The 26,383-nt window shown below is 73.3% G+C and carries 25 protein-coding genes and 1 pseudogene; 17 read left to right on the forward strand and 9 right to left on the reverse strand.

The window, feature by feature from the left end; translation table 11 throughout:
* Positions 1-68 precede the first annotated feature (68 nt).
* Positions 69-560 (forward strand): lamin tail domain-containing protein, encoded by a 492-nt coding sequence (locus CYJ76_RS05885; RefSeq protein WP_180802227.1) that lies wholly within the window; start codon positions 69-71, stop codon positions 558-560.
* Positions 561-661: 101 nt separating this feature from the next.
* Positions 662-2,410: a pyruvate dehydrogenase gene (locus CYJ76_RS05890; RefSeq protein WP_101849516.1), complete on the forward strand. Its 1,749-nt coding sequence runs from the start codon at positions 662-664 to the stop codon at positions 2,408-2,410.
* 42 nt (positions 2,411-2,452) lie between these two features.
* Here CYJ76_RS05890 and CYJ76_RS05895 read toward each other — a convergent pair whose 3' ends face one another.
* A complete protein-coding gene (locus tag CYJ76_RS05895; protein ID WP_238138162.1) occupies positions 2,453-3,136 on the reverse strand; it encodes an HNH endonuclease family protein in 684 nt (227 codons plus the stop codon).
* Between the two features lie 153 nt (positions 3,137-3,289).
* Between CYJ76_RS05895 and CYJ76_RS05900 the strand changes: the two genes are divergently transcribed.
* The 4 genes from CYJ76_RS05900 to CYJ76_RS05915 are packed head-to-tail and all read left to right on the forward strand — an operon-like array spanning position 3,290 to position 5,754.
* The gene (locus CYJ76_RS05900; protein ID WP_101849517.1) at positions 3,290-3,877 is read left to right on the forward strand and encodes a TIGR03086 family metal-binding protein; all 588 of its coding nucleotides are present in this window, start codon (positions 3,290-3,292) and stop codon (positions 3,875-3,877) included.
* 2 nt (positions 3,878-3,879) lie between these two features.
* Complete coding sequence (locus CYJ76_RS05905; RefSeq protein WP_101849518.1) at positions 3,880-4,374, forward strand: cytidine deaminase family protein; 495 nt, start codon at positions 3,880-3,882, stop codon at positions 4,372-4,374.
* The gene (locus CYJ76_RS05910) at positions 4,364-5,089 is read left to right on the forward strand and encodes a B3/B4 domain-containing protein (RefSeq protein ID WP_101849519.1); all 726 of its coding nucleotides are present in this window, start codon (positions 4,364-4,366) and stop codon (positions 5,087-5,089) included. Before CYJ76_RS05905 ends, CYJ76_RS05910 begins: the two co-directional genes overlap by 11 nt.
* Complete coding sequence (locus CYJ76_RS05915) at positions 5,089-5,754, forward strand: FMN-binding negative transcriptional regulator (protein WP_101849520.1); 666 nt, start codon at positions 5,089-5,091, stop codon at positions 5,752-5,754. Before CYJ76_RS05910 ends, CYJ76_RS05915 begins: the two co-directional genes overlap by 1 nt.
* A 64-nt stretch (positions 5,755-5,818) precedes the next feature.
* Here the strand turns inward: CYJ76_RS05915 and CYJ76_RS05920 are convergent, their stop codons facing one another.
* Positions 5,819-7,747: a S8 family serine peptidase gene (locus CYJ76_RS05920; protein WP_101849521.1), complete on the reverse strand. Its 1,929-nt coding sequence runs from the start codon at positions 7,745-7,747 to the stop codon at positions 5,819-5,821.
* Positions 7,748-7,891: 144 nt separating this feature from the next.
* Positions 7,892-8,431 carry a YbaK/EbsC family protein gene (locus CYJ76_RS05925; RefSeq protein WP_070705536.1) on the reverse strand — a complete coding sequence of 180 codons (540 nt, stop codon included), beginning with the start codon at positions 8,429-8,431 and terminating at the stop codon, positions 7,892-7,894.
* 64 nt (positions 8,432-8,495) lie between these two features.
* Between CYJ76_RS05925 and CYJ76_RS13195 the strand changes: the two are divergent.
* A pseudogene (locus tag CYJ76_RS13195) lies at positions 8,496-8,594 on the forward strand (type II toxin-antitoxin system VapC family toxin); the annotation flags it as partial.
* A gap of 129 nt (positions 8,595-8,723) precedes the next feature.
* Here the strand turns inward: CYJ76_RS13195 and CYJ76_RS05930 are convergent.
* The 3 genes from CYJ76_RS05930 to CYJ76_RS05940 all read right to left on the reverse strand — a co-directional run bounded on the left by CYJ76_RS05930 (position 8,724) and on the right by CYJ76_RS05940 (position 11,571).
* Entirely contained in the window at positions 8,724-9,419 is a 696-nt protein-coding gene (locus tag CYJ76_RS05930) for an HNH endonuclease family protein (RefSeq protein WP_083323633.1), read from the reverse strand.
* A 71-nt stretch (positions 9,420-9,490) separates the two neighbouring features.
* Positions 9,491-9,970, reverse strand: a complete 480-nt coding sequence (locus tag CYJ76_RS05935) for a glutathione peroxidase (protein WP_101849522.1) — start codon at positions 9,968-9,970, stop codon at positions 9,491-9,493.
* Positions 9,971-10,026: 56 nt separating this feature from the next.
* Complete coding sequence (locus tag CYJ76_RS05940) at positions 10,027-11,571, reverse strand: S8 family serine peptidase (protein ID WP_101849523.1); 1,545 nt, start codon at positions 11,569-11,571, stop codon at positions 10,027-10,029.
* Between the two features lie 201 nt (positions 11,572-11,772).
* On the opposite strand from CYJ76_RS05940, the gene CYJ76_RS05945 reads away from it, so the two are divergent.
* Genes CYJ76_RS05945 through CYJ76_RS05990 form a run of 10 tightly spaced genes read left to right on the forward strand, consistent with a single transcriptional unit; the run spans position 11,773 to position 23,829 of the window.
* On the forward strand, positions 11,773-14,286 hold the full coding sequence (locus CYJ76_RS05945; protein WP_101849524.1) for a phosphoketolase family protein: 2,514 nt from the start codon (positions 11,773-11,775) through the stop codon (positions 14,284-14,286).
* Positions 14,279-14,569: a GNAT family N-acetyltransferase gene (locus CYJ76_RS05950; RefSeq protein WP_070703395.1), complete on the forward strand. Its 291-nt coding sequence runs from the start codon at positions 14,279-14,281 to the stop codon at positions 14,567-14,569. The genes CYJ76_RS05945 and CYJ76_RS05950 overlap by 8 nt, the downstream gene beginning before the upstream one ends.
* A 58-nt stretch (positions 14,570-14,627) precedes the next feature.
* Positions 14,628-15,656, forward strand: a complete 1,029-nt coding sequence (gene ctlX / locus CYJ76_RS05955) for a citrulline utilization hydrolase CtlX (protein ID WP_070703396.1) — start codon at positions 14,628-14,630, stop codon at positions 15,654-15,656.
* Complete coding sequence (locus tag CYJ76_RS05960; protein ID WP_101849525.1) at positions 15,653-16,609, forward strand: MurR/RpiR family transcriptional regulator; 957 nt, start codon at positions 15,653-15,655, stop codon at positions 16,607-16,609. Before ctlX ends, CYJ76_RS05960 begins: the two co-directional genes overlap by 4 nt.
* A 57-nt stretch (positions 16,610-16,666) precedes the next feature.
* Positions 16,667-18,124 carry an APC family permease gene (locus tag CYJ76_RS05965; RefSeq protein WP_101849526.1) on the forward strand — a complete coding sequence of 486 codons (1,458 nt, stop codon included), beginning with the start codon at positions 16,667-16,669 and terminating at the stop codon, positions 18,122-18,124.
* A gap of 5 nt (positions 18,125-18,129) precedes the next feature.
* Positions 18,130-19,455 (forward strand): type I glutamate--ammonia ligase, encoded by a 1,326-nt coding sequence (locus tag CYJ76_RS05970; protein ID WP_101849556.1) that lies wholly within the window; start codon positions 18,130-18,132, stop codon positions 19,453-19,455.
* Positions 19,445-20,587, forward strand: coding sequence for an amidohydrolase family protein (locus tag CYJ76_RS05975; RefSeq protein WP_238138163.1), 1,143 nt, complete (start codon positions 19,445-19,447; stop codon positions 20,585-20,587). The genes CYJ76_RS05970 and CYJ76_RS05975 overlap by 11 nt, the downstream gene beginning before the upstream one ends.
* Positions 20,588-20,591: 4 nt before the next feature.
* Complete coding sequence (locus CYJ76_RS05980) at positions 20,592-21,806, forward strand: M20 metallopeptidase family protein (protein ID WP_202820459.1); 1,215 nt, start codon at positions 20,592-20,594, stop codon at positions 21,804-21,806.
* The gene (locus tag CYJ76_RS05985; RefSeq protein ID WP_101849559.1) at positions 21,806-23,134 is read left to right on the forward strand and encodes an aspartate aminotransferase family protein; all 1,329 of its coding nucleotides are present in this window, start codon (positions 21,806-21,808) and stop codon (positions 23,132-23,134) included. The genes CYJ76_RS05980 and CYJ76_RS05985 overlap by 1 nt, the downstream gene beginning before the upstream one ends.
* Positions 23,131-23,829, forward strand: coding sequence for a class I SAM-dependent DNA methyltransferase (locus CYJ76_RS05990; protein ID WP_238138164.1), 699 nt, complete (start codon positions 23,131-23,133; stop codon positions 23,827-23,829). The genes CYJ76_RS05985 and CYJ76_RS05990 overlap by 4 nt, the downstream gene beginning before the upstream one ends.
* Positions 23,830-23,835: 6 nt before the next feature.
* On the opposite strand, the gene CYJ76_RS05995 is transcribed toward CYJ76_RS05990, so the two are convergent.
* The 3 genes from CYJ76_RS05995 to CYJ76_RS06005 form a co-directional block, all read right to left on the reverse strand.
* A complete protein-coding gene (locus CYJ76_RS05995) occupies positions 23,836-24,303 on the reverse strand; it encodes a hypothetical protein (protein WP_101849528.1) in 468 nt (155 codons plus the stop codon).
* 182 nt (positions 24,304-24,485) lie between these two features.
* Positions 24,486-25,124, reverse strand: a complete 639-nt coding sequence (locus CYJ76_RS06000) for a response regulator transcription factor (protein ID WP_101849529.1) — start codon at positions 25,122-25,124, stop codon at positions 24,486-24,488.
* The gene (locus CYJ76_RS06005; RefSeq protein ID WP_101849530.1) at positions 25,121-26,383 is read right to left on the reverse strand and encodes a sensor histidine kinase; all 1,263 of its coding nucleotides are present in this window, start codon (positions 26,381-26,383) and stop codon (positions 25,121-25,123) included. Before CYJ76_RS06005 ends, CYJ76_RS06000 begins: the two co-directional genes overlap by 4 nt.

The raw sequence follows: 26,383 nt of genomic DNA on the forward strand, positions 1-26,383 counted from the left end.
GGATTGCCCCAGTCCTGGTGAGGTGGTCCTGCGCTGAGAGCCGGACGCCGATGCGGCACACTGGGAGGGTGAACCGTCACGCACGTCTGGTGGGGGGCCTGCTCGCGGCCGCTCTCGCTGCCCCCACCGTGCTCACCTCCGCACCGGCCGCCGAGGCACTGCCTCCCGTCTCCATCTCGCAGATCGTGTACGACTCCTACGGGGCCAAGCGCGACGACTACTCCAACGCCAGCCTCAACGCCGAGTACGTGGTGCTGCGCAACAACACCAGCGTGCGGCGCACCATCACCGGTTACACGGTGCGCGACGCGATGGGCTTCACCTACAGGCTGCCCACCACCGTGGTGCCGGCCAAGGGGACGGTTCGCATCATGACCGGCCGGGGCACCAACACCGCGGGTGTGCGTTCCACCACGCTGCGCTACTGGGGCAAGACCTCCTACGTGTGGAACAACACCGGCGACACGATCACGCTCAAGGGCCCCAAGGGCGCGGTGCTCGACACCTGCACCTACAAGGACCGGAGCACCAAGGACGACATCAAGTCCGCCGCCTGCTGACCCGACGACCTCCTGGACCCCGGTGCCCCCTGGCGCCGGGGTCCAGTCGTCGGTGCGGCCGCTGGCTGGCCGCACGAGGGTTCTCGCAATACGGTGACCGCATGGCCAAGAACGTCGCGGAACAGCTCGTCCAGCAGCTCGTGGAAGCGGGCGTCAACAGGATCTACGGGGTGGTGGGCGACAGCCTCAACCCCATCGTCGATGCGGTGCGCCGCACCGGGGGTGCCGCCAAGGGCGGCATCGACTGGGTGCACGTGCGGCACGAGGAGGTGGGCGCCTTCGCGGCGGCCGCCGAGGCCCAGGTGACCGGGAGGCTCGCGGTGTGCGCCGGCTCCTGCGGCCCGGGCAACACCCACCTGGTGAACGGTCTCTACGACGCGCACCGCTCCGGGGCGCCCGTGCTGGCGCTGGCCAGCCACATCCCCAGCAGCCAGATCGGTCAGGGCTACTTCCAGGAGACCCACCCCGACCGCGTGTTCACCGACTGCTCGGACTACTGCGAGCTGGTCTCCACCGCCGAGCAGGCGCCGCGGGTGGTGCACGCCGCCATCCGCCACGCCGTGCAGAACCGGAGCGTCTCGGTGGTGAGCCTCCCCGGCGACATCGCCGACCTCGACGTGGCGGCCGAGGCACCCCGGTACGTGCCGGTGCGCCGGGGCGTCACGGTGCCCACCGTGGACGCCGTGCGGGAGCTGGCCGACGAGCTCAACCGCGCCGAGAAGGTGGCCCTGTTCTGCGGCGAGGGAGTGCGCGGCGCCCACGCCGAGGTGATGCAGCTGGCCGACACCCTGGCCGCCCCGGTGGGCCACTCGCTGCGCGGCAAGGACGCCATCCAGTTCGACAACCCCTTCGACGTGGGCATGACCGGCCTGCTCGGCTACGGCGCGGCCGCGGCCGGCATCGAGGACGCCGACCTGCTGGTCATGCTCGGTACGGACTTCCCCTACGACCAGTTCCTCCCCGGCACCCGCACCGTGCAGGTGGACACCGACGCCGCCGTCATCGGCCGCCGCACGGACGTGGACCTGCCGGTCCAGGGCGACGTGCGCTCCGTCATCGAGGCCGTGCTGCCGCTGCTGCAGCGCAAGACCGACCGCAGCTTCCTGGAGAAGATGCTCGAGAAGCACGAGCGGCTCATGACCAAGTCGGTGGGCGCCTACACCCACGACGTGCTCGACATGAAGCCCGTGCACCCGGAGTACGCCGCCGACCTGCTGGACCAGCTCATGGACGACGACGCCGTGGTCACCGCGGACACCGGCATGTGCAACGTGTGGAGCGCCCGCTACGTGCGTCCGCTGGGCACGCGGCGCCTCATCGCCTCGTTCCTGCACGGGTCCATGGCCAACGCGCTGCCGCACGCCATCGGCGCCCAGCTGGCCGACCGGGAGCGTCAGGTGGTGGCCATGTGCGGAGACGGCGGCCTTTCGATGCTGCTGGGCGACCTGCTCACGCCGGTGGCCTACGACCTGCCGATGACGGCGGTGGTCTTCAACAACTCCACGCTGGGCATGGTGAAGCTCGAGATGCTCGTGGACGAGCTGCCCAGCTTCGGCACGGACGTGCCGGCCACGGACTACGCGGCCATCGCCGGCGCGATGGGGTGGCGCACCTGGCGCGTGGAGGACCCGCGGGAGCTGGAGGCCGCCTACCGCGAGGCCCTGGCCCACCGCGGGCCGAGTCTGGTGGACGTGGTCACCGACCCGAACGCGCTCTCACTGCCGCCCAAGATCACCAGTGACCAGGTGTTCGGCTTCGCCACCGCCATGAGCAAGATCGTGCTCAACGGCGGGGTGGGCGAGGTCGTCTCGATGGCCCGTTCCAACATGCGCAACATCCCGCGGCGGTGAGCCGTGCCCGGGCCCGCGCGGGCGGGCCCGGGCAGGCGCCCGTCAGACGACGGTGACGGTGATGGTGGTCTCCGGGCAGGAGGCCGCCATCTCGGTCATCTTCGCCTTCTCCGTCTCGTCCACCGTGAGGCCCCAGCGCACCTTCATGGCGGTCCAGTCGGCCACGTAGGTGCACTGGTCCTTCGGCGGCAGCCACTCCTCGGGACCCTTGGAGCCCTTCTCGGTGTTCAGCGCGCTGGTCTGCGCGGTGAGGAGGCGCTCGTCGCCGAGGTCGTTGGCGTAGGCCTTGCGGCGGGTGTCCTCCCACTCCTGGGCCCCGGAGCCCCACGCCTCGTGGAGCGGCACGGTGTGGTCGATCTGCGTCTCGGAGGCCTTGCGGTGCACCCTGCCGTCCCAGGTGGTGGTCCACGTGCCGCCGTCCACCGTGCACTCCTTCTCGTTGGTGAAGGTGACCTCGGTGCTGCTCTCCTCGATGAGCACCTCGGCGCGGGCGTTCTGGCAGTCGCCGTCCTCGTCCTTCCAGGAGCCGAAGTGCTTCTTGCGGTCGTAGCCGGCGTTGTCCTCGGCGGCCACGGGCAGCTCCTCCACCGCCTGGGTGAGCGGGGCGCTGTACTCGGTGCTGCCGGCAGTGGCCGTCATCGGGGCCAGGGCGGTGAGCAGCAGGGTGCCGGCCGTCACCGGTCCGAGGGCGAGGAAGCGGCGGGGGCCGCGCGAGGTGGTGGTCACGGGAGTTCTCCGATCTCTGGAAACGAGTGGGGGAGCGTTGTTCTCGCGCCTTGCGAAGGTAGCGCGGCCCGGGTCAGGGAAGCCCCATGAAAGGCTTCGTTTTCCCTCTGGCGAGCAGGCTCCCTCGCGCCGCGGTGTGCCTAGGCTGGGGTCATGACCGATGACGTGCGCACCGTGGCCCCGCAGGCCCTGGACCTGCTCACCCGGACCGTGGAGGGCCTCTCCGACGGGGACCTCCGACGTCGCTCGAACCTGCGCGACTGGACCGTGCGCGACCTCGTCGCCCACGTGACCAGCTCCGTGCGCAAGGCCGTCGTCCTGCTCGAGGGCGGGGACGTGGACTCCGTGCCGGTGGACCCGGCGGCCTTCCACGCCGAGGACGCCGCCGCGGCGGCCACGTCCCTGCGTGCCGAGGCCGACCGGGTGCGCGAGCTGCTGCCCGAGGCCGACCTGGACGCGGCCTGCCGCACCCCCTACGGCGAGATGCCGCTCGGCCACGTCCTGCCGCTGGTGGTGGTCGACGCCATCGTGCACAGCTGGGACCTCGAGCGGTCGGTGGGCAGCCGTCTGCAGCTCGACGAGCCGCTCCTGGCCTACGCCAGCGGCGTCACCGACGCGATGGGCGAGGGGCGCGAGGACAACCCGCACTTCGACCCGCCGGTGGAGGCCGCCGCGAACGCCACTCCCACCGAGCAGCTCATGGCCCGCCTGGGCCGACCCACCGGGATGATGGCGCTCTGAGCGTGACCACCGGGACCCCGTCGCCGGTTGCCGGCACCCCCTTCCCCAGCGCCCGTCCCCTGGACGCGGCCGAGCAGGAGCTGCTGGCTGCCGCCACCCGCACCATCGACGCCGCCACCGACCGCACCACCCCCGAGGCCGACGGCCTGCACACCGTGGGTGCCGCGGTGCTCGATGGCGAGGGCCGTGTGCACATCGGCGTGAACCTGTACCACTTCACCGGCGGGCCGTGCGCCGAGCTCGTGGCGCTGGGCGCCGCGCGGGCCAACGGTGCGCGGCGGGTGGCCGCCATCGTGGCCGTGGGTGACCTGGGCCGCGGCGTGCTGGCCCCCTGCGGGCGCGACCGGCAGGTGCTCGTGGACCACCACCCCGGCTGCCGCGTCCTGGTCCCCGGACCCGATGGGGGAGAACCGGTCTCCGTGCAGGTGGCGGACCTGCTGCCGGGCGCCTACCGCAGCAGCACGGCGGTGGAGGAGAATCCGGGCCATGACCACTGACGTGGACACCTTCCTCGACACCTGCACCGTCCACGGCGACGTGCTGGCCCTGCGCCCCGACTACCGGGTGGCGCTGCTGGCCGTCGACGGCATCGAGCCCCGTCCCTCGGACGAGGCGAGCGAGGCCCTGCTGCGCCGTGCCGAGGAGCACGCCACCACCCTGCTGGACGAGACGCCGGTGGAGGAGCTGCCGCACGTGGCCGCCTGGCGGGAGGCCTACCGGGCGTTCGGCGCCAAGCCGCAGCGCACCCGCAACAGCCTGGAGGCCCTGTTGCGCCGCGCCGCCGGCGACGGCCTGCCCCGGGTCAACCGCCTCACCGACGTGTACAACGCGGTCTCGGTGCTGCACGGCATCCCGCTGGGCGGCGAGGACCTCGACCACTACGTGGGTGGTGCGCAGCTGGTGGTCGCCACCGGTGACGAGTCGTTCAGCGTGATGTCCGCCGGCGAGGAGGTGGTGGAGAACCCCCCCGGCGAGGTGGTGTGGCGCGACGACGAGGGCGTCACCTGCCGCCGCTGGAACTGGCGCCAGGGCCCCCGCACCGCGCTGCGCGAGGGCACCCGCCGGGCGGTGTTCATCCTCGACGCCCTGGGTCCGGTGGACGATGCCGCGCTCGCAGCGGCCGTGGACGAGCTGGCCGACCACCTGCGCACCCTCGGCGACGAGGTGCGCGTGGCCACGCGCGTGCTGCCGGCCGCGGACCGGGAGGCCTGATGCTCGTCTTCCCGCAGGACGCCGCCCGCGACGAGGCCGAGTGGCGCGAGTGGCTGGACGGCCCCGAGCTGTTCGGCGTGCTCGCCGTGAACAACGCCGACCCGGCCGGCGCCCCGGTGGTGGTGCCCACCCACGCCACGCTGCTCACCGGCATCGAGGGGGAGGACGGGCCGCGCGACGAGCTCGTGCTGCACCTGGCCCGCGTCAACCCGGTGTTCGAGCACCTGGAGGAGCACGGCGAGGTGCGCTTCGTGGTGACCGGGGCGGTGGCCTACGTGCCCGGTCCGTGGCGGGCGGCGCCGGACGTTCCGCCCGAGCACGGCGTGCCCACCAGCTACTACGCCAGCGTGCAGTTCCGCTGCGGCGTGCAGGTGGTGGACGACCCGGCCGGGAAGGCCGAGGTGCTCACCCACCAGTTCGCCGACCTGCAGCCCGAGGGAGGCAGCGCCCCGGTGACCGCCGAGGGCGGCCCCTACGCCCGGATGCTGCCCGCCATCACCGCGCTGCGGCTGCCCGTGCGCGAGGTGGTGGCCAAGTTCAAGTACGACGACGAGAAGCCGGCCGAGCACCGCCAGCGGGTGTCGGCCCACCTCGAGGAGCGCGGCCGCCCCGGTGACCGGGCAGCGGCGCGCCAGCAGCGGCGCCGGCTCGAGGACGGGGCGTAGGGCGAGGCGCGTGACGGGGCCCGGGTCACGCGACCCGGGCCCCGGCATCGGCGGGAGGGGCTGTTCAGAGGCCGGTGGCCAGCAGGCTGTAGTTGCCGCTGCCGGCCCAGGAGTAGACCATCCAGCGGTAGTAGCCGGCGCCGGCGGAGTAGGTGATCTCCTCGGTGCCGGTGCGGCTGGTGGACTTGGCCACGTAGTCCCAGCTGGCGCCGTTCCACTTCTGCAGGTACAGGGCGAACTCGCCGTCGGCCTTCAGGCAGGCGTGCTGCGTGGAGACCGACGTGGTCCGGAACCACGACCCGTTGGGCAGGATGTCGCGGTCTCCCTGGCCGGAGAGGGCGCCGGTGGTGGAGGCCAGGCCCGTGCAGCCGGTGGGCTCCGGGTCGGGGTCGGTGCCGGGGTCGGTGCCCTCGCCCAGGCTGTTGACCGCCGCGAGCACGTTGGGCAACGGGCCGATGTGGCCGCTGGAGCCCTGCTGCGGCGTGCCGGTCCTCACCAGGAGGGAGCGCATCTGCGCCGGCGTGAGCGAGACGCCCTTCTGCTGGGCCACGGAGGAGACCAGGGCCACGGCGCCGGTCACGATGGGGGAGGCCGAGGAGGTGCCGGAGAACACGTCCGTGTACTGGGTGCTGGCGTAGCCGCCCTGCAGGTCGCCGTAACCGGTGGTGGTGACCATCTCGCCCCAGCCCTGCACGTTGACGCGCGAGCCGTAGGTGGAGTAGCTGAGGCGCGAGCCCGGCACCCGGCCGGAGCGGGAGCTGGCGCCCGCGCCGACGATGATGGCGCCGGAGTCGCCACGGCCGCCGGGGAAGGCGGTGCCGCCGTAGCAGGAGGAGTCCAGGTTCTGGGCGCCGTTGCCAGCGGCCTCCACCACGTGGATGCCCTTGGCCACGGCGGTGCGGATGGCGTCGTAGGCGGCGGGGTCGATCTCCACGGGGGCGAAGCCGCCACCACAGCCGGTGAGCTGCTGCTCCAGGAGGATCACGTCGCCGGCCTGGAGCTTCTGTGCCGAGCGGGTGATGGCCGCCCCGGCGGAGAAGCCGTACTCGCGGCTCACTGCGTTGGCCACGTACCCGGTGGCCTTGGGGGCGATGCCAGTGACGCCGGAGCCGTTCTCGTCGCCGATGACCTCACCCATCACGGCGGTGCCGTGCTCGGGGTAGCTGAACGACGGCGTGCCGGTGGCGATGAGGGCGCCGCTGCGGGCCAGCTGGGAGAGGTCCTCGTGGTTCATGGTCCAGCCGAACTCCACGTCGGAGACGGCCACGTTCTCGCCCTTGCCGCCAGGCAGCTTGTTGACGGCCAGGGCCTCGATGCCCTGCTGGGATGCCGGGCCGCGGTAGGTCTGGCGGCCGCTGAAGTCCGCGGTGGCCAGCATGTTGACGGGGCTGCGGCCATCCTTGCGGAACACGGCCTCGGGGGAGGCAACGGCGGGGGCGGCGGCCGCCATCGCCTCGGGCGGCGTCACCGGCAGGGGCTGCGGCATGGCCGCCTCCACGGCGGGGTCGGCCTGCAGGCGGCGCAGCACCTCGTCGCGGGAACCGGCGTCCACGCGGGCCACCATCCACAGCGACATGTCGGCCTGCTCCGCGCCGGAGCGCTGCTCGGCCGTGGCCTTGAGGGAGCGCAGCGAGGAGGCGGGGGCGTCCACCATCGGGCGCACGTCACGCAGCGCGCCACTGCGGGTCAGGCGGGAGACGACGCCCGGCCCCTCGGCGGCCAGGGCGCTCGTGCGCTGGGTGGTGGAAGTGCCCTCGGCCAGCTTGAACTGGATGCGGGTGCGCGACTGCCCGGTGCGGGCCACCGGGGTGCTCGAGGAGGCGACCGTCCGGGGCTCGAGCGTGGTGCGGTGGGTGGCGCTGGTGGCGGGGGTGCTGCTCGTGGAGGGTGGGGTGTGGCCGTCGGCGTGCACGGTGGCCGGAGCCGCCAGGGCGGACGGGGTAACGGTGGTGGCGAGGGCCGCGGCGAGTGCGATGGCCACGGATCGGTTCATGGGGCTCTCCTCGGGAGGGGGGTGAGGGTGTGTGGAGCCCACATCGTGGCAACGGCGACCTCGATCGCGGCCCAAGATTCGGTCAGGATCTGGTCAGGAACGACGACGGGTCGTCGACCGTTGAGTGGTGGCCGGCCGCCGGGGTCAGCCGGGGACGACGAGGTCCAGCACCTCGGCGCCCGGCAGGGCGGCCAGCTCCGCGCCGGGCACCAGCAACTTGGCGCCTCGCACACCGCCGCCGATGACCACGGCCTCGGCGGCGGCCACGCGCTCGTCCACGAGGATCGGCCAGTCGGCGGGCAGGCCCACCGGGGTGATGCCACCGGAGGTCATGCCGGTGGCGGACTCCGTGGCGGTCTGGTCGGCGAACGAGATGCGGCGCACGCCCAGGTGCTTGCGGACGGTCCTGTTGACGTCCGCGCGGTCGGTGGCCAGCACCATCACCGCTGCCATTGTGGTTCTCTCCCCGCGACGACCCTCCACCACCACGCAATTGGCCGACGCCTCGGGGGTCACCGCGTAGGCCTCGCAGAAGGCAGCGGTGTCGGCCAGGTCGGCGTCGATGCCCACCACCTCGGCGCCCGGCACGTGGCCGGCGCGGGCGGCCTCGGCCACCGGGGGTGCCACCAGGTCCAGCCCGTCGGCCAGCGGCGTCCACTCCAAGGTCCCTCGTGCGCTGCTCATGGCCCGAGGCTAGAGGGCATCCGGGGTGGTCGACGAGTTGCTGGACGCACTCGGCATCGAGGTGGTGCCGTTCACGCCTGCGCAGGCGCGTGCCGCCCGTGCCGCCTTCCGGGACATCGGTTGGGGAAGCGGTCATCCCGCCGGGCTCAACCTGGGTGACTGCTTTGCGTACACCACTGCGCAGGACCTGGGGGAAGCGTTGCTGTTCACGGGCGACCACTCCCCCCCACACCGACGTGCGGCGAGCCTGCTGAACGCCGCGCCGGAGGGGACTCGGGGCACGGCGGCGGGGTCAGACGCGGTTGACGCGCAGGGTCACGTTGGAGCACTGCGAGGCCAGGCGGGTGAGCGCGGCCTTCTCGGCGGGGTCCACGGTGAGGCGCCAGCGGATCTTCACGGCCACCCACTCCTGCACGTAGCGGCAGCGGTTGGCGCGGGGCATCCACGCCTCGGGGCCCTTGGCGCTCTTGGCGCGGTTGAGTGAGGTGGTCTGGGCGTTCAGCGACCGCTTGTCGCCGAGGTCGTTGTGGAAGGCCTTGCGGCGGGTCTGGGTCCAGCGACGTGCGCCGGAGCCCCAGGCCTCGGCCACCGGCACCGTGTGGTCGATCTGCACCGTGGAGGGGTACCGGTGGGTCCTGTTGTCCCAGCTGGTCACCCACCTGCCGGCCTTCACCGTGCAGCGACGGCTGGAGTACGTGGGGGTGATGCGGGACTCCTGGACGAGCACCTCGTGGCGGGTGTTCTGGCAGTCCCCGTTGGCGTCACGCCACTCTCCGAAGAAGCGGTCCCGGTCGTACCCGGCGTTGTTCTCGTGGGCGACCGGCAGGTTGCGGACGGCCGTGCGCAGCGGGGCGGAGTACGCGCCGGCGGTACCGGTCGAGGCGGTGGCAGGCACCAGGCCGCTGCTGATGACGGCCAGGGCTGCCGCCGCCGTCACGAGGACGCGCGGGCTGCGACGGGTGCGGGAGGGCAGGGTGGACGTGGGCATGCGCGGACTCCGTTCGGACGCGGGGTGGTTGCCGCCTCCGGGAGTGGCCGCGGTCGGCGAAGTGTAGCGCCTCAGAGGCCGATCTCGAGCAGTCGCAAGACGTCGCCGCCCATCTCGGCGGGGGTGGTGCGCGGGGAGTAGCGCTTCACGAGCTTGCCCTCGCCGTCCACGAGGAACTTGGCGAAGTTCCACTCGACCTCCTCGCCGCCGGACTCCTCGCGCAGCCAGGCGAACAGCGGGTGGGCCTCGTCACCGTTGACGTCCACCTTGGCGAACATCGGGAAGGTCACGCCGTAGTTCTTCTGGCAGAACCCGGAGATCTCCGCCTCCGTGCCGGGCTCCTGGGCGCCGAACTGGTTGCACGGGAACCCGAGCACCACGAACCCGGCACCTGCGTGCTCGGCGTAGAGGTTCTGCAGGTCCTCGTACTGGGGCGTCAGGCCGCACTCGCTGGCGGTGTTCACCACCAGCACCAGCTGTCCGGCGTAGTCGCCCAGCGAGCGCTCCTGCCCGTCGATGGTGGTGGCCGTGAAGTCGTGGAGGGTCGTCATGCCCCCAGTGTGCTCCCCACCCGGGGGCGACGGTGCGGCCCCCGGGTGGGGTGGCATCACTCGGCGACGCCGGACCCCATGGCCTCCACGGCCTTGACCACGTTGGGCAGCGGGCCGATGTGGCCGGCGTCGCCCTCGGGCTGCGGGGTGCCGGTCTCCACGACCAGGTCGCGCATCTGCGCCGGGGTGAGCTCCACACCCCTCTCCTGCGCGATGGACGAGATCTGCGCCACCGCCCCGGTGACGATGGGGGAGGCCGAGGAGGTGCCGGAGAAGCCGTCCGTGTAGTGCGTGTTCTCGTCGCTGCCGTACAGGTCGCCGTAACCGGCGCTGGTGACGGTCTCGCCCCATCCCTGCACGTTCACGCGCGAGCCGTAGGTGCTGAAGTCCAGGCGCGAGCCGGGCGTGCGGCCCGAGCGCGACCCGGCCCCGGCGCCCACGATGATGGCGCCGGAGTCACCCTTGCCGTCGGGGAAGGTCTCCCCGCCGTAGCAGGGGTCGTCCAGGTTCTGGGTGCCGTTGCCGGCGGCCTCCACCACGTGGATGCCCTTGGCCGTCGCGGTCCTGATGGCGTCGTACGAGGCCGGGTCCAGCTCCACCGGGGCGTACCCGCCGCCGCACCCGTTCACCTGCAGCTCCAGCAGGATCACGTCGCCGGCCTCCAGCGTCTCGGCGGCCAGGGCGATGGCGGCGCCCGGCGCCCACCCGTTCTCCAGACTGATGGCGTTGGACATGAACGGCGTGGCCGCCGGCGCGATGCCGGTGACCCCGCCGCCGTTGTCGTCCCCGACGATCTCGCCCATCACGGCGGTGCCGTGGGGGCCGTAGGACGGGTCCGGGGTGCCGACGGCCAAGAGCGCGCCCTCGCGGGCCAGCTGCGTGAGGTCCTCGTGGTTGCGGTGCCAGTTGTACTCGATGTCGGCGACCGCCACGTTGGCCCCGTCGCCACCGGGCTGCTCGGCCGCCGCGACGGCCTCCACGCCCTGCTCGGCGGCCGGGCCCCGGTAGGCCTGGCGGTCGGTGAAGTCCGGGGTGGCCAGCGGGTTCACCGGGTCGGCGCCGTCGGCGCGCAACGCGGCCAGCGGGGTGGCGGCCACCTTCTGCGGACCGGCCAGCGGCTCCGCGGTCGGCAGCGGCTGGGCCATGGCCACCTCCACGGCCGGGTCCGCGTCGAGCTCGGCCAGGACGCGGTCCATGTCGGCGGCGTCCACCTCGGCCAGCATCCACAGGGACATGTCGGCCTGCTGGTCCCCCGAGCGCCGCTCGGCGGTGGCCTTCAGGGCGCGCAGGTCCGCGGCGGGGCGGTCCACCATCGGGCGGAGGTCGCGCAGCGTGCCCGCGGCGGCCAGCGAGGAGACGGCGTCGTCCCCGGCGGCGGCCAGGGTGCCGGCCAGCGCGTCGGGTGAGGTGCCCTCGGCGAGCTTGAGCTGGATGCGGGTGCGCGAGCGGTGGTCGTCCGAGAGCCCGCCGTCGGCGGTGGCGGCCACGCGCGGGCGCAGGTCGGGCGCAGCGGGCGACCCGGCATCGGGGGCGGCGGTGGCGGCCGGTGCGCAGGTGGCGGCCAGGGCGACGAGGGTGGTGAGCGCGAGGGTGCGACGCATGGTGTCCTCCAAGGGGGGGTGAGGGGGTCCTCGCATGGTGGCCCCGCGTCCCTCGAGCACGGACCAAGCGGCGGTCAGGAGTTGGCCAAGGGGTTGGACAGGGGTGCCGAGGTGCGCCGGGCCGGCTGGGGTGGCTAGCGTGGCGAGCGGGCCCGGGGACCGCCGGCGCCCGGTGAGCGACACCACCCTCGAGGAGCCGCTGTGACCGCACCGACCGCCTGGCCCGACCGGCCCTCCACCCCGCTGACGGCCGAGGAGGCCGCACGGATCCACCAGTGGTGGCGGGCCGCCAACTACCTCTCCGTGGGGCAGATCTACCTGCTCGACAACCCCCTGCTGCGCCAGCCGCTCACCGAGGACCACGTGAAGCCCCGCCTGCTGGGCCACTGGGGCACCACGCCCGGGCTCACCTTCCTCTACGCGCACATGAACCGGGCCATCCGGCAGCGCGGGCTCAACGCGTTCTACGTGACCGGCCCCGGCCACGGCGGCCCGGGCTTGGTGGCCTCCACCTACCTCGAGGGCACGTACACCGAGACCTACCCCGGCATCACGCGCGACGAGGCCGGCCTGCAGCGGCTGTTCAAGCAGTTCAGCTTTCCCGGCGGCATCCCCTCGCACGTCTCCCCGGAGGTCCCCGGATCCCTCCACGAGGGCGGCGAGCTGGGGTACGCGCTCTCCCACGCCTACGGGGCGGTGTTCGACAACCCCGACCAGCTGGCCTTCACCGTGGTGGGTGACGGCGAGGCCGAGACCGGTCCGCTGGCCACCGCGTGGCACTCCAACAAGTTCCTCAACCCGCACACCGACGGGGTGGTGCTGCCGGTGCTGCACCTCAACGGCTACAAGATCGCCAACCCCACGGTGCTCGCCCGCATCCCCGAGGACGAGCTGGCCGCACTCATGACCGGGTACGGCCACACGCCGCTGTTCTTCACCGCCGGGTTCGACGACGAGGACCCGATCAGCATCCACCAGCGCTTCGCAGCCGTGCTCGACGAGGCGCTCGACATGATCGCCCGCTTCAAGGCCGATGCGGCGGTGCGCGCCGAGCAGGGCCAGGACCCCACCGCCGCCGAGGGCTCCGTGCCGCAGGCGCACCGCCCGGCCTGGCCGATGATCGTCTTCCGCACCCCCAAGGGCTGGACCGGCCCGGCCGAGGTGGACGGCAGGCAGACCGAGGGCCACTGGCGCTCCCACCAGGTGCCCCTGGCCAGCGCCCGCGACACCCCAGAGCACCTGAGGGTGCTGGAGGACTGGCTGCGCTCCTACCGCCCCGAGGAGCTGTTCGACGCCGACGGCGCCCTGCTGCCGGAGATCGCCGCCACCGCACCGGAGGGCACCGCCCGCATGTCCGCCAACCCGGTGACCAACGGTGGCGCGGTGCTGCAGGAGCTGGAGCTGCCCGACTTCCGTCGCTACGCCGTCCCGGTGGAGGAGCGTGGCACCGAGGTGGTGGAACCCACCCGCCGCATGGGGGCCTGGCTGCGCGACGTGGTGGCCGCCAACCTGCAGAACTTCCGTGTGTTCGGGCCGGACGAGACCGCGTCGAACCGCCTGCAGGACGTCTACGAGGTGACCCCCAAGCAGTGGATGGGGGAGTACCACCCGAACGACGCCGGGGAGCCCCTCGGCCCGTCGGGCCGGGTCATGGAGGTGCTCAGCGAGCACCAGTGCCAGGGCTGGCTGGAGGGTTACCTGCTCACCGGCCGCCACGGCCTCATGAGCAGCTACGAGGCGTTCATCCACATCGTGGACTCGATGTTCAACCAGCACGCCAAGTGGCTCAAGGTCACCAACGGCATCGAGTGGCGGCGCCCGCTGGCCTCGCTCACCTACCTGCTCAGCTCGCACGTGTGGCGGCAGGACCACAACGGCTTCTCCCACCAGGACCCGGGCTTCATCGACCACGTGGTGAACAAGAAGGCCGAGATCATCCGCGTGTACCTGCCGCCGGACGCCAACACCCTGCTGTCCACCATGGACCACTGCCTGCGCTCGCGGCAGTACGTCAACGTGGTGGTGGCCGGCAAGCAGCCCACGCCCACCTGGTTGTCGATGGAGGAGGCGGTCGCCCACTGCACGCGCGGCATCGGGACCTGGGAGTGGGCCGGCACGGTGCGCGACGGCGAGCTGCCGGACGTGGTGCTGGCCTGCGCCGGCGACGTCCCCACCGTGGAGGTGCTGGCCGCGGCCACCCTGCTGGAGCGCGAGCTGCCGGGGCTCAGGGTGCGGGTGGTGAACGTGGTGGACCTGATGCGGCTGCAGGACTCCGGCGAGCACCCGCACGGCATGGACCGCGACCAGTTCCGGGCCCTGTTCCCCGAGGGCACCCCGGTGGTGTTCGCCTACCACGGCTACCCGTGGCTCATCCACCGGCTGGTGTACCGCAACGACACCGGGTCGGACTTCCACGTGCGCGGCTACCGGGAGGAGGGCACCACCACCACGCCGTTCGACATGCTCATGCGCAACGACCTCGACCGGTACCACCTGGTGATGGACGTCATCGACCACGTGCCGGGGCTGCGCGCACGCCACGCCGGCCTGCGCCAGCGCATGGAGGACAAGCGCCTGGAGGCCCGCGCCCACGCCTACGCGCACGGGGTGGACCTGCCCGAGGTGGCAGGGTGGCAGTGGTCCGACAACCAGGACGAGGCCGATGCGGGCGCCGCGGCAGCCCGCATGGGAGACACCGGAGGCGACAATGACTGACCCGACCGTGACCGTGCGGCAGAACACCGCCGAGCAGCGCTTCGAGGGATACGTCGACGGGGAGCTGGCCGGCTTCACCGAGTACCACCTGGACGGTGACGTGCAGGTGATGCCGCACACCGTGACCCTGCCGGAGCACCGTGGCCAGGGGGTGGCGCGGGCCGTGGTGGGGGCCGCCCTCGAGGCCGCGCGCGAGGCCGGCCGCACCGTGCGCCCGGACTGCTCCTACGTGCGCCACCTCATGCGGGACGAGCCGCAGTACGCCGACCTGCTGGCCGACTGAGGCACGGCCTGTCCGTGGGGGGCGGGGCACGGTCGGGAGCACCGGTAGATTTGACCCCATGAGTGCACAGGCCCCCTCCAGCGTCATCCTCGTCCGCGCCCTGAACTTCACCCCCAACCCCTCGACCGCCGCCGACAACGCGTTCCAGTCCGAGGTGGCCGAGGGCACCGACGCCGCCACCGTGTCGCAGCAGGCCATCGCCGAGATGGACGCCCTGGCCGAGGCGCTGCGCGAGGCCGGCGTGACCGTGCACGTCTTCGAGGACGACGAGCTCACCCGCCCCGACAGCGTGTTCCCCAACAACTGGGTCTCCACCCACGCCGGCGGCTACGTGGCCGTCTACCCGATGTACGCCTCCAACCGCCGCCTCGAGCGCCGCGCCGACGTGCTGGAGATGCTCAAGAGCACCTACCGCGTGCAGACGATCGTGGACTACTCCGGCCTGGAGCCCGACGGCATCTTCCTCGAGGGCACCGGCGCGATGGTGCTCGACCACGTCTCGCGCGTGGCCTACACCGCGCGCAGCCACCGCGCCGACGAGATGGTGCTGGAGCGCTTCTGCGCCGACTTCGGCTACGAGCCCATGGCCTTCGACGCCGTGGACTCCGACGGCGTGCCGGTGTACCACACCAACGTCATCGCCACCATCGGCACGGACGTGGCCCTGTTCGCCCTGGACATGATCAAGGACGAGAAGCGTCGCTGGGCCGTGGGCGAGCGCCTCACGGTGAACGGCCGCAAGATCGTGGAGATCACCGAGGAGCAGGTGCGCGAGTTCGCCGGCAACGCCATCGAGCTCATGGGCAAGGACACCGACGGCAGGCCGCAGCGCATCATGGCGATGTCGGGCCGTGCCCGCCGCTCGCTGACCGACGCGCAGGTGGCCGCCATCGAGGAGTCCTGCCGCATCGTGGCCGTGGACATCCCCACCATCGAGCTGGCCGGTGGGTCCGTGCGCTGCATGATCGCCGGCATCCACCTGGACCGCCGCCGCGACGTCGAGGTGGAGTTCACCGAGGCCGTGCGCGCCATCGACGAGTTCCCGTCCACGCAGGACGGGCAGGACCTGGACGGCTCCGGCAAGTGAGTGCGGGGTCGCCGAGGGAGGCGGCGCTCGCGGCGGAGGGTCTCACCGTCGCCGAGCGCACGCGGGCCGGCCTCGGCGACCTGAGCGCGGGTGAGCGCAAGGTGGGGCGTGCGCTCCTCGCGCTCTACCCGATGGCGGGGCTCGAGACCGTCGCCGCCCTCGCGTCCCGGGCCGGCGTGAGCGCCCCCACCGTGGTGCGTTTCGTGGGGCGGCTCGGGTACGACGGGTACCCGGCCTTCCAGCGCGCGCTCATGCGCGAGGTGCAGGATCGCATGGGCTCGCCCGTGGAGCAGTACGCCGAGGGGCGGGACGTGCCCGAGGGGGGCGCCTTCCTGCCCTGGGCGGCGGACGTCTACACCGCCCGGGTGCGCGAGTCCTTCCACGAGGTGCCGCCGAGCGAGTTCGAGCGGGCCCTGGAGGTCCTCACCGACCCGCGCGCCCGCGTGCACGTGGTGGGCGGTCGCTTCAGCCACGTCCTGAGCGACTACCTGGTGGCGCACCTGCAGTGGCTGCGCCCCGGGGTGCGGGCCGTGCCGGCGGACGAGTTCTCGCGCGTCGCGCTGGTGGGGGACGCCGACGAGCACGACGTCCTCGTGGTCTTCGACTTCCGTCGTCACGACCCCAGCACCGTCCAGCTCGCCGAGCTGGCCCGGTCCGCCGGGGTCCGTGTCGTGCTGTTCACCGACCCGTGGCTCTCGCCCGTGGCCGAGCTGGCGGAGGCCGTTCTGCCCACCCGGGTGGAGTCCCCGTCGCCCTTCGACTCGTTGGTGCCGGCCATGGCGCTGGTGGAGGCCGTGGTGACCGCGGTGACCGAGCGTCTGGCCGAGGAGGGGCGTCTGCGGGTGGAACGCCTCGAGGAGGTGCGCAGCCAGCTGGACCCGCACACGCCCTCGGCACTGGCGCCCCAGGAGGCCAGCACCGGACCCGCTGGCGGCGCGGAGACGGCTGGCTAATAAACATTTCGTAACGACCTCTTGACGGTCGATGTGTGTGATCTGTTTCATGGCGACATGAGCACTCACACCGATCCCGCACGCGTGGCGGGGCCCGACGAGCCGCAGCTCGGCGCCGGCGGCCGTGGCCTGGGCGTCTGGGAGGTCGCAGCCCTCTCCGTCGGGTTCATGGGGCCGGTCATGGCCATGTCCCTCAACGGCATCGGCATCGCGGGCCTCGTCGGCACCGCCGTGCCCTTCACCTTCCTCGTCTCCTTCGTGGGCACCCTGCTGGTGGCCTACGCCTTCGTGCGCCTGACGCGCCACTTCACGCACGCCGGCAGCGTCTACGCCCTCTCCGGGGTGACCCTCGGTCCGCGCGCAGGCTTCTTCGGCGGGTTCGCCCTTCTGGGCACCTACCTCTTCTTCGCCGCCTGCATCGCCGGTGCCTGTGCCGTCTTCTTCGAGGCGATGCTGGAGCAGTTCGGGGTGACCATGCCGTTCTGGGGCTGGCTCCTCGTGGCCATCGCAGTGGCCGCGCTGACCCTGGTGCTCAACCTGCGCGAGTCCACGGTCACCACCCGCACCCTGCTCGTCATCGGCATGGCCGGGATCCTCGCGATGGTGGTGCTCGCCGTGGTCATCGTGGCCAAGGTGGCCTCCGGCTCCGCCCCGGTCTCCACCGGGGTGGACCTGAGCACCCTCACGCCGGGCGAGAACTCGTGGAACGCGGTCATGACCGCCTCGGTGTTCGGCTTCCTCTCGTGGGCCGGCTTCGAGTCCGGGACCTCGCTGGCCGAGGAGTCCCGCGACCCCAAGCGCACCATCCCGCGGGCCCTGCTCGGTGCCGTGGTGCTGGCCGGCGTGCTCTACACCTTCGTGATGTTCGCCCAGACCATCGGCTACGGCACCGACGCCGCCGGCCAGGAGGCCTTCGCCGGTGCCAGCTCCACCCTTACCGACCTGGGGGCCAGCTACCTCGGGCGCTGGTTCGCCGTGCTCATCTCGGTGGTGGCGTTCCTCGTGGCGCTCGCCTCCCTGCTCAGCTCGGTGGCCGCCGCCGCACGGCTGCTGTTCGCCCTGGCCCGCGACGGCTTCGGCCCCTCCGTGCTGGCCCGCACCGACGCCCGCACCGGGGTCCCCACCGTGGCCACGGCGACGGTCGTCGGCACCACGCTGGCGCTGGTGTTCCTGCTCGCCGGGCTCCGGGGCGGGCCGGTGGAGGTCTACTACTGGTACGCCACCATCGCCACCCTGTGCATGGTCGTCGCCTACGGCATGACCTCGGTGGGCGTGCTGCGCCACGCCTTCCGTCCGGGCTCCGGCATCGCGCGGTGGGAGGCCCTCGTGCCCGTGCTGGGCCTGGCCTACCTCGGCTACGTGTACCTCGTGCAGGTCACCGGCCAGGAGGCCCCGTACACCTACTTCCCCTGGATCGCAGGGGCCTGGTGCCTGCTGGGCGCCGTCGTCATCTTCGCCAAGCCCCGTCTGGCCGAGCGCATCGGCGCCCGGCTGACGGCCGAGGACCTGGAGTGAACACCATGTGCGAGAACCCGCAGTGCCCGACCACCGACGACCTCACCCCGCTCACCTTCGTGGCCACGAGCGACCTCACCGCCGTCACCAAGGGACGCGCACTCCCCTCGGCCAACCTGGGGGAGAAGGACACCACCGGCTGGGTGCCCGCGAACCTGGGCATCGGCACCGGTGGCCACATCGCCGAGAAAATCCCGTTCGGGTCCACCGGGGACCTGCGCCTGCGCCCCGACCGTGCGGCGAGCTACCCCCTGCGGGGTGTGCCCGGGAAGCCCGACACCACCATCGTGTTCGCCGACGTCATCACCACCACCGGTGAGCCGTGGGGCTGCTGTCCGCGCACCTTCCTACGGGACACGGTGGCGGCCCTGCAGGAGGAGTTCGGCGTCACCGTCAAGGCCTCCTTCGAGCACGAGTTCATGGACCGCGACGCCACTGACACCCACCACCCCTTCTCGTGGCGCTCCTACCGGGCCGCCGAACCGCTCGGGTCGCGCGTGGTCACCGCGATGCAGGCTTCCGGGCTGGAGCCGGAGAACTGGCTGCCCGAGTACGGCCTGCACCAGTACGAGGTCACCATGAAGCCCACCGACCCCGTGGCGGCGGCGGACCGCGCCATCGTGGTGCGCGACCTGGTGCGCGACGTGTTCGCCTCGGCCGGGCGCCGTGCCTCGTTCACCCCGATGCTGATCCCCGGGGAGTCCGGCAACGGCGTGCACGTGCACTTCAGCCTGAGCGACGCGCAGGGGCGCAACGTGTTCTTCGACGACTCCCGCCCCGGGCGCCTGTCGGAGTTCGGCGGCCGCTTCGCCGGCGGCATCCTGGAGCGTGCCCGCTCGCTGGCCGCGCTGTTCGCGCCGCTCTCGGCCTCCTACCTGCGCCTGCGTCCCCACCAGTGGGCCTCGGCCGGCATCTTCCTGGGCCTGCACAACCGGGAGGCCCTGCTGCGCCTGTGCCCCACGGTGGAGATCGACGGACGGGACCCCGAGCCGCAGCTGCACTTCGAGTTCCGTGGCGGTGACGTGGGGGCCAACCCGTGGCTGCTACTCGGCGTCGTCCTGCGCGCCGGCCTCGAGGGCCTGCGCCAGCAGACCGAGCCCGCCCGGGTGCGGGAGGGAGAGGTGGACCTCACCGACGGTGCCGACGGCATCCCGGAGTTCCCCCACTCCCTCGAGGAGGCGCTGCAGCTGTTCGAGGCCGACGAGGAGGTGCGCGGCTGGTTCGACCCGGACCTGGTGGAGACCTTCCTGCGCATCAAGCGCGAGGAGCTCGCGGAGGTGTCCTCCCTGAGCGACACCGAGACCTGTGAGTGGTACGCCCGTGTCTACTGAGGCACTGGACCTGGGCGCCCTGGAGCTGGTGGACCACCACTGCCACGGCGTGGTGACCACCGACCTGGACCGGGCCGGGATGGAGGACCTCCTCACGGAGTCCGACGCCCCGGCCCCGGCCGGCACCACCTTCTTCGACACGCAGCTGGGCTTCGCGGTGCGGCGCGAGTGCGCACCGGTGCTCGACCTGCCCCCGTTCGCCGTCCCGGAGGACTACGTGGCGCGGCGGGCCGACCTGGGGGCGGCCGAGGTGAACCGTCGCCTGCTGCGCGCGGCCGGCATCGGGACCTACGTCATCGAGACCGGGCACCGATCCGATGAGATCCTCACGCCCGAGCAGATGGCGGAGGTGACCGGCGCCGGCCACGCCGAGGTGGTGCGTCTGGAGGTGATCGCCGAGCAGGTGGCCGCCCGCGTGGAGCCGGCGGACTTCCCGGCGGCCTACCGGGCGGCGCTCGACGACGCCCTGCGTACCGCGGTGGGGGTCAAGACCATCGCGGCGTACCGGGGCGGGCTCGACCTCGACCCCGAGCGTCCCACCGACGACGAGGTGGTGGCCGCCGTGGCCGCCTGGACCCGGTGTGCGGAGGGGCCACTGCGGCTCACCGACCCGGTGCTCGTCCGCTTCGGCTGGTGGGAGGCGGTGGACCGCCAGGCGGTGGTGCAGGTGCACGTGGGGTACGGCGACCCGGACGTGGACCTCCACCGGTGCAACCCCCTGCTCATGACCGAGCTGTTCCGCCGGACCCGGGGGACGGGGGTGCGTTTCGCCCTGCTGCACTGCTACCCCTACCACCGTGAGGCCGGCTACCTGGCCCACGTCTTCGAGCACGTGTACTGCGACGTGGGGCTGGCGGTGAACTTCACCGGCGCCCAGTCGCCGCAGGTGGTCGCCGAGTCGCTGGAGCTCACCCCGTTCCACAAGGCCCTGTTCTCCTCCGACGCGTTCGGGGCCGCCGAGCTCTACCATCTCGGGGCCCTGCTCTTCCGCCGAGGCCTCGGACAGGCCCTGAGCGAGTGGGGGAGGACCGCCGGCTGGCCCACCGAGGAGCAACTGCGCGTGGCCCGCATGGTGGGATCGGAGAACGCCCGCCGCCTGTACCGCCTCGAGAACCCCACCACCGGAGGGTGACTGCATGACTGACGCCGCCCACCCGACCGCCACTGCCCTGCCGGGGCTGGAGGACCTGCAGGAGCGCTGGACGAGCGCCCTGGAGGACCACCTGCCCGATGCCGTGGAGCTGCGCCACCGCGTGCACGCCGACCCGCGCGTCTCCGGGGAGGAGGAGGACACCGCCCGCCTGGTGGAGGAGGCCCTCGGCATCCCCATGGCGCGCCTGGCCGACGTGGGGCGCATCGGGCGCATCGGCCCGCAGGAGGGGCCGGCCGTCCTCGTGCGCGGGGAGCTCGACGCCCTGCCACTGGCCGAGGAGACGGGGGCTGCCTTCGCGGCCTCGAACGGGGCCATGCACGCCTGCGGACACGACGTCCACCTGGCCGCCCTGGTGGCCGTGGTGCGTGCCGCCCGGGGCCTCGACCTCCCCCTGGGCCTGGTGCCCTTCCTGCAGCCACGCGAGGAGACCTACCCGTCCGGAGCGCGTGATGCGGTGGAGTCCGGTGAGCTGGAGCGCCTGGGAGTGGCCGCCGCCGTCGGGGCCCACGTGCACCCGGCGGTGCCGCCCGGACAGGTGGCCACCGGTGGGGGCGTCGTGAACGCGGCGGCCGACGAGCTGCACATCACCATCACCGGTCAGGGCGGCCACGGGGCCTACCCGCATCGAGCGTCCGACCCGGTGGCCGCGCTGGCCCACACGCTGCTGGCGCTGCAGGAGGTGGTGCGGCGGCACGTGTCCCCGATGCGGCCGGCCACCCTCTCGGTGGGGCACGTGCAGGCCGGTGCGGCGAGCGCCAACGTACTGCCCTCCCGGGCCGTGGTGCTGGCCACGCTCCGCACCACCGACGCGACCGACCGGCAGGTGGTGCTGCGCGAGGTGCAGCGGGCCGTGGCGGCGCAGGCCGAGGTGTTCGGCACCACGGCCGAGGTGCGTGTGGTGCCCGGGGAGCCGGTGCTCGACAACGACGTGCAGCTCGTGGAGCACATGGACGCCTGGCTGGTGCGTGCCGGCATCGAGCCCACGGAGCCGATGCGCTCCCTGGGGGCCGACGACTTCTCCTACCTGGGGGAGCAGGTGCCGGCGGTGATGTCCTTCGTGGGCGTGCGCGTGGAGGGCCACGACGAGCCCCCGCAGCTGCACACCCCGGCCTTCCTGCCCACGGACGAGGCGGTGCGTGACGTGGCCCGGGCGATGGTGGCCGGCTACCTCGGGGCCGTCCAGCGGCTGGGGGCGTGATGGCCGCCCCGACGACCGATGCCGCGTGGTACGCCCAGGACGAGCGGCTGCTGGCCGGGGTGGAGAAGCTGCGCTTCTTCCCGCAGGTGGCGGCCTCCGGGCAGGGTGCCGTGCTCACCACCCCGGAGGGGCGCCAGGTGCTGGACCTCAGCGCCAGCTGGACCGCGACCGGTCTGGGGCTGGGCCACCCGGGCGTGGCCGATGCCGTGTCCCGGGCCGTCCGCGCCCCGGCGGGTGGGTCGCTGCTCTCGGGCACGCACCCCGATGCCGTGCTGCTGGCCCGGGAGCTGCTCGCGGTCGTGCCCACGCGGGGCGAGGACCGGCAGGTCTACCTGGGGCACGCCGGCTCAGACGCCAACGACATGGCCGTGGCCGCCGCCCGTCACGCCACCGGACGCGAGCGCATCGTGGCCTTCCGCGGCGGGTACCACGGCGGCATCGGGCGGTCGCGGGGCGTCTCGGGCGTGCACGTGGAGGCCGGGGTGCCGGCCGAGGACGGGTTGGTGCTCGTGCCCTACCCCGACCCCTACCGGCCCTGGTGCGAGGGGGACCTCCTTGCCGCGACCTTGTCGGAGGTGCGGGAGGCGTTGTCCGCCGGTGACGTGGCCGCGGTGATGGTGGAGCCCATCCAGTGCGACGGTGGCGTGGTGGTGCCACCGGACGGGTTCCTGCCCGGGCTGCGTGCCCTGTGCGACGAGTTCGGCACCCTGCTGGTGGTCGACGAGGTGAAGGCGGGGATGGGCCGCACCGGCCACCTGCTGGCCCACCGCCACGAGCAGGTGGAGGCCGACCTGGTGACCCTGGGCAAGGCGCTGGGCAACGGGCTGCCGGTCTCGGCGACCGTCGGCCCGACCGCCGCGCTGGGCACGCCGGTGGCCAGTGCGCTCATGACCACGGTGGGCAACCCCGTGTGCTGCGCCGCCGCGCGGGCTGTCCTCGCCGCCCTCGCCGACGGGGAGCTGGCCGCGCGGGCCGTGGCCCTCGGGGACCGGGCACGTGCGCGACTGAACGACTACCTCGCCTCGGGCCGGCCCGGGGCGGCCCGGGTCGGCGACGTCCGTGGCCGTGGCCTGCTGCTCGGGGTGGAGCTGGTGGAGGCCGGGTCCACGGATCCCGATGCGGCGCTCGCGGCGACCACGAGCTTCGCCGGCTGGGGCCATGGAGTGGTGGCCTACCCGGTGCGCGACAACGTCCTGGAGATCACGCCGCCGCTCACCATCGGCGAGGAGGAGCTGGACCTCGCACTCGACCGGCTGCTCGACGCGCTCGACGCCGCGGCCCGTGGCGAGGTGGACCCGGCCGATCTCGCGGCATACTCCGGATGGTGACGGGGAACCTCACCCGTCGCGCACCCACCGGCCAGGAGACCTCCGTGCCCGAGCACCCGCACCACGACCCCGCCCACCACGGCAGCCACTTCGACGACCGCGCGGCCACCTGGGACGGCACCCCCGGCAAGCGCGAGGAGGCGGCCGCCGTGGCCGGTGCCGTGGTCGACGCGCTCGACCTGCGCGGCGACGAGCGGCTGCTGGAGTACGGCGCTGGCACCGGGCTGGTGGCCGCTGCCCTGGCCGACCACGTGGGCCGGGTGACCTTGGCCGACGCCTCGGCGGGCATGCTCGCGGTGATGCGCGCCAAGGTGGCCGAGGGCGACCTGCCCGCCGGCACCCGCGTGCTCGAGCTCGACCTCGCCCACGATGCCGTGCCCTGCGAGCGCTTCGACGTGGTGGTCTGCAGCCTGGTGCTGCATCACCTGGTCGAGGTGCCGCCGGTGCTCGGCGCCCTGCACGACCTCCTCGCCGAGGGCGGCCACCTCGCGGTGCTCGACCTGGACACCGACCCGGACGGTTCCTTCCACGCCCAGGTGGACGACTTCCACGGCCACGACGGGTTCGACCGCGAGCAGTTCAGCCTCTGGCTGGCCGACGCCGGGTTCGAGCGGGTGACGGTGGTCGACGGTGTGGCCGTGACCAAGCCGGATGGCGACTACCCGACCTTCCTGGCCACGGCCCGCCGCGCCTGACCCGTCTCAGCGCAGCAGCTGCACGCCCTGGCTGGCCAGGGCGCCGAAGAGCACGCCCCACAGCACGATGCTCACGCACTGCCAGCCGATGACGGCGCGGCGGTCGGCGCCCAGGCCCACCATGAGGGCGGAGGTGATCTGGCTGGGCAGCATGGTCTGGCCCAGCAGCGAGACACCCGGCACGCCCCAGCGGTCGAAGGCCCGGCGGAAGCGGCGCCGGCGGGGTGACTCCTCCTCGGCGCCGGAGGTGGCCAGGGCGCGGCCCGTGCCGGCCAGGGTCACGAAGAGCAGCATCGAGACGACGTTTCCCACCACGGCGGCGGCGACGGCCACGGCGGGGTGCAGCCCCGCCAGCACGCCGATGGTGGAGCCGAAGTAGCTCTCCACGAACGGGATGGCGCTCACGAGCGCGACGCCGGCCCACTGGAGGGCGGGCGGCAGGCCCTCGGTGAAGTTCTGCAGTGCGTCCAGCACGGTGGCCTCCTGGTGTCTCGGTGGTGGCTCCAGCCTCGGGCCGCCACCGGCCACCCACCCGTGAGCCCGTGCACCGGATGCCGGGGAGGCGTCACCGCCGCGGCATGACGGACGTCATGCGGGCCACCCGCACCGGCTCGGTCCCCTCGTCGGCCCGTGCCCCCGCATCGAGCCGGGACCCCTCAGATCCACCCCTTGGCGCGGGCCACCCGCGCGGCCTCGTGCCGGTTGGCCGTGCCGGTCTTGGTGACCGCCGCCGAGAGGTAGTTGCGCACCGTGCCGGGGGAGAGGTGCGCCCGCTCGGCGATCTCCTCCACCGGGGCCGCATCGGCGGAGAGCTCCAGCACATCGGCCTCCCGGGCGCTCAGGGGCGAGGCGCCCGCGGCCAGGGCGTCGGCGGCGAGCTCCTGGTCCACGTACCGCCCGCCGGTGGCCAGCGTGCGCACGGCCTCGGTGAGCGCGCGGCGTCCCACGGTCTTGGGCAGGAACCCGCGCACCCCGTTCTCCAGAGCGCGCTTGAGGTACCCCGGTCGCCCGTGGCTGGTGATGACGAGGCTCGCCGCCTGCGCGTGCACCTGGGCCAGGTGCACGGCCAGGTCGATGCCGTCGCCGTCCGGGAGCTGCAGGTCCAGCAGGGCCACGTCCACCTCGGTGGAGCGCAGCACCGCCTGGGCCTCGGCCACCGAGCCGGCACGACCCACCACCTCGAGGTCCTCCTCGAGGGCCAGCAGGGAGGCCAGCGCCTCGCGGATGAGGGTCTCGTCCTCCACCAGCAGCACGCGGGTGCGGGCCGGGGTGGTGCCGGTGGCGTCGGGGGTCATCGGGTCTCCTGGGGGGACGGGGCAGGCGTGGGTGGTGCGTCGGTGGGCAGGGTCGCCACGAGGGTGAACCTGTCGGCGGTGGGGTGGGTCGCCAGGTGCCCGCCGGCCTGGCGGAGCCGCTCGCGCAGGCCGGCCAGCCCCGTGCCCCGGGGGCGGCTCCCCGCATCGGGGCCGGTGGGGGCCTGCCGGGGGCGGTCGTTCACCAGCTCCAGGGCCACGTCGGTGGGGCCGGGGCGCACGGCCAGGTGCACGGTGCGGGCGTCGGAGTGGCGCAGCACGTTGGTGACGCCCTCGCGCAGCACCCAGCCCACGGCCTCGGAGGTGGCCGGCGGCCAGCCGGGGTGGTGCTCCACGTGCTCGGCGCCCTCGACGTGCACCTCGGCCCCGGACGAGCGCAGCAGGGCCACCGCGCCCTCGAGCTCGGCGGCCGGGTCCATGCGGCGGTAGCCACGCACCACGCCCCGGAGGTCGTCCGCGGCCTCCTGTGCGAGGCAGCGCACGGCGTCGGTCTCCGCGGCGGCGGCCTCCCCGTCGCCCCGCCGCGCCAGCTCCCCGGCCAGCTCGCTCTTGAGGGCCACCACCGAGAGGGTGCGGCCCAGCACGTCGTGGAGGTCGCGGCTGAAGCGCAGCCGCTCCTCGGCCACCGCCAGGTCGGCGGCCACCCGGTGGTGGCGGGCCTGCGCGCGCACCACGCTCATGGCCCACGCGCTGCAGTACCCGATGAAGAGCCCCGTTCCCAGGCCGATTCCCAGGCCCACGGCCGACATGGGCACCAGGCGCAGGTCGCGGACGGCCAGGGTCAGGCACGCGGCCAGGGCCGGCACGCACGCGAGCGTGCCGGCCAGCCGCCAGCGGACGGCCAGGCCCAGCATCATCGCCACCGACATGGCCGTGTAGCCCATCATCGGCAGGATGCGGGGCTCCTCGGCCGCCCAGGCGGGGACGGCGGTGAGCACGGTGCCCGCGGCCACGGTGCCGGCCACCGCGGCCCACGGCGGGCCGGCGAGATCGCCCTCGTCCTGGAGGGGCAGGGCCTCGCGCGCCATCCACACCGAGCACACCAGCATCAGCAGCACCGAGGGCAGGGTCAGCCAGCGCAGCGCGGGCAGGGCCACCCACAGCACCGCGCCGCCCAGGAACAGGAAAGTGACCAGCACGATCGCCACCGAGAACAGCGTGTACAGGCCGAACTGGCGCACCGCCCGGTCGGTGGCGGTGCGGAAGTGCGGTGCGGGGGCGCGGCGGGTCCAGGCGGGCAC

Origin of the sequence: Kytococcus schroeteri, from assembly GCF_002847825.1 — a bacterium.
Classification (GTDB): Bacteria; Actinomycetota; Actinomycetes; order Actinomycetales; family Dermatophilaceae; genus Kytococcus; species Kytococcus schroeteri.

What these genes read in the sequence shown, in the direction of transcription:
- CYJ76_RS05950 (WP_070703395.1), top strand. Translation starts at nt 14,279, where the DNA reads ATGACTGACCCGACCGTGACCGTGCGGCAGAACACCGCCGAGCAGCGC.
- CYJ76_RS05980 (WP_202820459.1), top strand. Translation starts at nt 20,592, where the DNA reads ATGACTGACGCCGCCCACCCGACCGCCACTGCCCTGCCGGGGCTGGAG.
- CYJ76_RS05970 (WP_101849556.1), top strand. Translation starts at nt 18,130, where the DNA reads ATGTGCGAGAACCCGCAGTGCCCGACCACCGACGACCTCACCCCGCTC.
- CYJ76_RS05920 (WP_101849521.1), bottom strand. Translation starts at nt 7,747, where the DNA reads ATGAACCGATCCGTGGCCATCGCACTCGCCGCGGCCCTCGCCACCACC.
- CYJ76_RS05890 (WP_101849516.1), top strand. Translation starts at nt 662, where the DNA reads ATGGCCAAGAACGTCGCGGAACAGCTCGTCCAGCAGCTCGTGGAAGCG.
- CYJ76_RS05935 (WP_101849522.1), bottom strand. Translation starts at nt 9,970, where the DNA reads ATGACGACCCTCCACGACTTCACGGCCACCACCATCGACGGGCAGGAG.
- CYJ76_RS05910 (WP_101849519.1), top strand. Translation starts at nt 4,364, where the DNA reads ATGACCACTGACGTGGACACCTTCCTCGACACCTGCACCGTCCACGGC.
- CYJ76_RS05985 (WP_101849559.1), top strand. Translation starts at nt 21,806, where the DNA reads ATGGCCGCCCCGACGACCGATGCCGCGTGGTACGCCCAGGACGAGCGG.
- CYJ76_RS05930 (WP_083323633.1), bottom strand. Translation starts at nt 9,419, where the DNA reads ATGCCCACGTCCACCCTGCCCTCCCGCACCCGTCGCAGCCCGCGCGTC.
- ctlX (WP_070703396.1), top strand. Translation starts at nt 14,628, where the DNA reads ATGAGTGCACAGGCCCCCTCCAGCGTCATCCTCGTCCGCGCCCTGAAC.
- CYJ76_RS06000 (WP_101849529.1), bottom strand. Translation starts at nt 25,124, where the DNA reads ATGACCCCCGACGCCACCGGCACCACCCCGGCCCGCACCCGCGTGCTG.
- CYJ76_RS05940 (WP_101849523.1), bottom strand. Translation starts at nt 11,571, where the DNA reads ATGCGTCGCACCCTCGCGCTCACCACCCTCGTCGCCCTGGCCGCCACC.
- CYJ76_RS05965 (WP_101849526.1), top strand. Translation starts at nt 16,667, where the DNA reads ATGAGCACTCACACCGATCCCGCACGCGTGGCGGGGCCCGACGAGCCG.
- CYJ76_RS05925 (WP_070705536.1), bottom strand. Translation starts at nt 8,431, where the DNA reads ATGAGCAGCGCACGAGGGACCTTGGAGTGGACGCCGCTGGCCGACGGG.
- CYJ76_RS05915 (WP_101849520.1), top strand. Translation starts at nt 5,089, where the DNA reads ATGCTCGTCTTCCCGCAGGACGCCGCCCGCGACGAGGCCGAGTGGCGC.
- CYJ76_RS05900 (WP_101849517.1), top strand. Translation starts at nt 3,290, where the DNA reads ATGACCGATGACGTGCGCACCGTGGCCCCGCAGGCCCTGGACCTGCTC.